Genomic DNA, 3,452 nt, shown 5'->3' with positions numbered 1-3,452 from the left:
ATGCTTTGGGGCAAACGCTTTTGGACAAAAAGTTACTGTGTAATTTCAGTTGGAGACGGAGCAACAACTGCCATTATTGAGAGATATATCAAAAATCAACGGCCGAATTGACATTCGGCCGGCCGCTATCCATCCCCGCGCTTACGCACGGGGAATTCCGCGGAATTCGTTAAAAAGCGGGCACTACAGCGCCGTTATATTTATCTTCGATAAACTTTTTAACTTCCGGCGAATGCAACGACTTCATCAGTGCTTCAATTGCCGGCCTCTTTTCATCTCCCGCGCGCACAGCGATCACGTTCGCATACGGAGAATCTTTGGATTCAATAGCGATCGCATCCTTAGAAGGATTTAAATTCGCGCCGAGCGCAAAATTGGAATTGATCACCGCCGCATCCAAATCGTCCAAGGCGCGAGGCAGTGTCGCCGCTTCAACTTCTACGATTCGGATATTCTTAGGATTGTCAACGATATCAAGCGGAGTTCCGTTAACACCTACGCCCTCTTTCATCTTGATCAGTCCATTGCTAGCAAGCACCTGAAGGGCTCTTCCGCCGTTGGTCGGATCGTTGGGAATACCAACAGAAGCACGTTTTTTAAGATCCGCAAGATTCTTTACTTTTTTGGAGTAAACGCCCATCGGTTCGATATGAACGGAGCCTGCGGAGATTAATTTCAGACCGCGGTCTTTAGCAAAGGTTTCCAGATAAGGAAGATGCTGGAAGAAATTCGCATCGAGGTCTTTATCCGAGAGCGCAAGATTCGGCTGCACATAGTCAGAGAATTCCACGATTTTCAGATCTACGCCCTGTTTTGCCAGCATAGGCTGCACCACGTTAAGAATATCCGCGTGCGGAACAGGAGTAGCGCCTACTTTAAGTGTTTCAGCCGCCTGAGCCGCAGACAGACCGAAAATCAGAGAAAAGCCGCATGCGAGCAGGAAATTACGTTTTTTCATTTAAGTTCGCCGTTTAGAAAGAAGGAATTAAAGAACCTTTGAAGCGTTCGATAATAAACTGTTTCACCTCAGGTGTATGGAGCGCAGCGTCGAGGGTTTCAATTTCGGGGCGCTTTTCATCTCCGGTACGGATCGCAAGCATATTGGCGTAAGGAGAGTCTTTAGACTCCAGAAGCAGAGAATCTTTAAGCGGATTCAGTCCCGCAGGCAGCGCGTAGGTCTGGTTAATAACGGCGGCTCTGACGTCGTCAAGTGTTCTAGGCAGCGTTGCGGCTTCCACTTCAATGATTTTGAGCTTCAGCGGATTTTCAACGATATCGTCAACAGTGGCCATATGACCGACACCGGGTTTCAGTTTAAGCAGTCCAGCGCCTGCAAGAAGCTGAAGGGCGCGTCCGCCGTTTGTCGGGTCATTGGGGATTGTGAGGCGATCGCCTTTTTTGATTTCTTTAACGTCTTTAATCTTTTTAGAGTAAAGCGCGATCGGGGCGATATAGATGCCGGGCAGCGCAGTCAGTTTCAGTCCTCTATCCTGGCAGAATTTTTCCATGAACGGTTTGTGCTGAAAGAGGTTTGCATCAATTTCTTTATCGGCCAGCGCTAAGTTGGGCTGAATGTAGTCTGTAAATTCAATGATCTTCAGGTCGATACCCTTTTTAGCCAATTCAGGCTTAACAAAGTTAAGGACGTCACCGGAAACCAAAGGCGAAGCACCAACTTTGAGGGTGACGGTATTGGCGGCAAAGGACGTAACCGCAAGTGATAAAGAAGAGACGGCAAGGAAACCTGCGAAGGCTCCTTTAATAAGACTGCGACGCTGCATAACAAATTCTCCAGAGATGAATGAATAATTGTTTCGATGATTACAACATTTAAAAATCTTATACGAAGGAAATTACGAATATATGAAGGCGGGAGAGAATTTTTACGAACTCATTTTTTAAAACTCATGTAAAATCACCCCGATTTTGAGACATTCAAATTTCGTTAAATTATTCAATTTGATCAGTCTGTTATTTATCTAATCATTATACATCCGATAAAAATTTTAAAAGAGACTCGATAGAGACACAGTTAAAGCGTAAACCGCCTTATTTTTATTTAAGAAAGATATTAATTAAAATATGAATCAAGATTTATAAAATAGACAACTAAAAGTTAAACATCAATAAACAAACTTCTAACAAATTTCAATCCAGAAGTAAACAAAACAAATTTCTATATAGGCTTTAATTCTATAGAAAGAAAATTGAGGCAAGCTCTGCTCCGATAGGGTAGAGAACACAAATCAATTGATAATAATAAGAATAGAAATTCATTATGTATCAACTTATTTAATTTTTTTTAATTTAATTAATTTACGTTTTCAAAATTCATCTTATTTTATTTTGAAGGCATCGGTCAATGATTTAGAAATCCAACACTTCAAGAGCCTTTTCCAGAGGGACTGTCAAAAAGCTACTGTACAAATTATTTATACAGTTATTTATACAGTACGAGATGCTGTATGAAATTTCAATACTTCAAGGAAACTTATAACTAGATGAATATATGTAATTTAATTTCTTAACAATCGCCGTCAGCAAAAATAGTAAAATTTAAAGTTTATTCTTGATAAACATTCTAATAGATTGAAATAACAATATATATCAGGACATATTTATATCGTCGATTTAAGTGTTTATACTTAACCGAATGTATATAACTAACGGAATATGAAAGAAAAATATGATTCAATGCAAATTCACAATGCGTTGTGAATAACTATTTTGTGATATCCCCAGCCGGCTTTCTGTCATAATCTTATGGCTGCTATTTGCTGTCTCAATCGTCTTAACTGCTCACTCTTTTGCTTCGTTTAGGTTTTATTTTAAATCGTGGCAATGGATTTAAAAAATTTCAAATACCTAAATAAAAAGAAATTCATAATAAATATGCAGAGAAGCTAACTAAGTTATTTTGATCTTTTATTAAAATTAAAATAAATAGTGATTAAATAAATTATTTGTATAGTTTTAATTTTAAAATGAAAATAATTATTTAAACTGTTTTTAATTTTTCTTTTATCTGTTTATTCTTTCTCTTCTAATGTTAATATCTATAAAACATTGATGATTGTTAATTAATATAAAGTTAATTAAATCTGTTTCAGGCACCACTTCCCTCTTTTGGAACTAAAAAATCTTGTAGTGCTAATTTTTCTGACTTTTGAATTGTGCTCTTATGAGTATTTTCTTTGACATCATGTAAAGTCTGATCATTCGATGATTTCATCAGGAGGATAAAATCTGCTTCTTTTTTAATTTTGTTTTTTGGATTAAAAAAATTGCACCGGTGTATCCGGAGGATATCTTTGTCGAAGATGAATTTAAAAATCTGATGCCGAGCAGCGGAGAAAAAACGACTGGATTTGGGGTCTGAAAAATTGCAGAACTAGAGAACTAAAAATTTAAAAATCACAAAAAATCCTTTTATTTCAGTGGAATAAAAGGAT

Annotated in this window: 3 protein-coding genes; 1 reads left to right on the top strand and 2 read right to left on the bottom strand. The window is 37.7% G+C overall.

Annotation, left to right across the window (positions count from 1 at the left end; genetic code table 11):
* Entirely contained in the window at positions 1–111 is a 111-nt protein-coding gene (locus tag NFR90_RS11725) for a transposase (RefSeq protein WP_353889991.1), read from the top strand.
* 58 nt (positions 112–169) lie between these two features.
* Here the strand turns inward: NFR90_RS11725 and NFR90_RS11460 are convergent, their stop codons facing one another.
* Positions 170–958 (bottom strand): MetQ/NlpA family ABC transporter substrate-binding protein, encoded by a 789-nt coding sequence (locus NFR90_RS11460; RefSeq protein WP_160335861.1) that lies wholly within the window; start codon positions 956–958, stop codon positions 170–172.
* Positions 959–971: 13 nt separating this feature from the next.
* Positions 972–1,781, bottom strand: a complete 810-nt coding sequence (locus NFR90_RS11455; RefSeq protein WP_251453133.1) for a MetQ/NlpA family ABC transporter substrate-binding protein — start codon at positions 1,779–1,781, stop codon at positions 972–974.
* Positions 1,782–3,452: the final 1,671 nt, after the last annotated feature.

Origin of the sequence: Parasutterella muris (assembly GCF_943193095.1) — a bacterium.
Classification (GTDB): Bacteria; Pseudomonadota; Gammaproteobacteria; order Burkholderiales; family Burkholderiaceae_F; genus Parasutterella; species Parasutterella muris.
This window is presented reverse-complemented; position numbering and strand designations above follow the sequence as displayed.

What these genes read in the sequence shown, in the direction of transcription:
- NFR90_RS11725 (WP_353889991.1), top strand. Translation starts at nt 1, where the DNA reads ATGCTTTGGGGCAAACGCTTTTGGACAAAAAGTTACTGTGTAATTTCA.
- NFR90_RS11460 (WP_160335861.1), bottom strand. Translation starts at nt 958, where the DNA reads ATGAAAAAACGTAATTTCCTGCTCGCATGCGGCTTTTCTCTGATTTTC.
- NFR90_RS11455 (WP_251453133.1), bottom strand. Translation starts at nt 1,781, where the DNA reads ATGCAGCGTCGCAGTCTTATTAAAGGAGCCTTCGCAGGTTTCCTTGCC.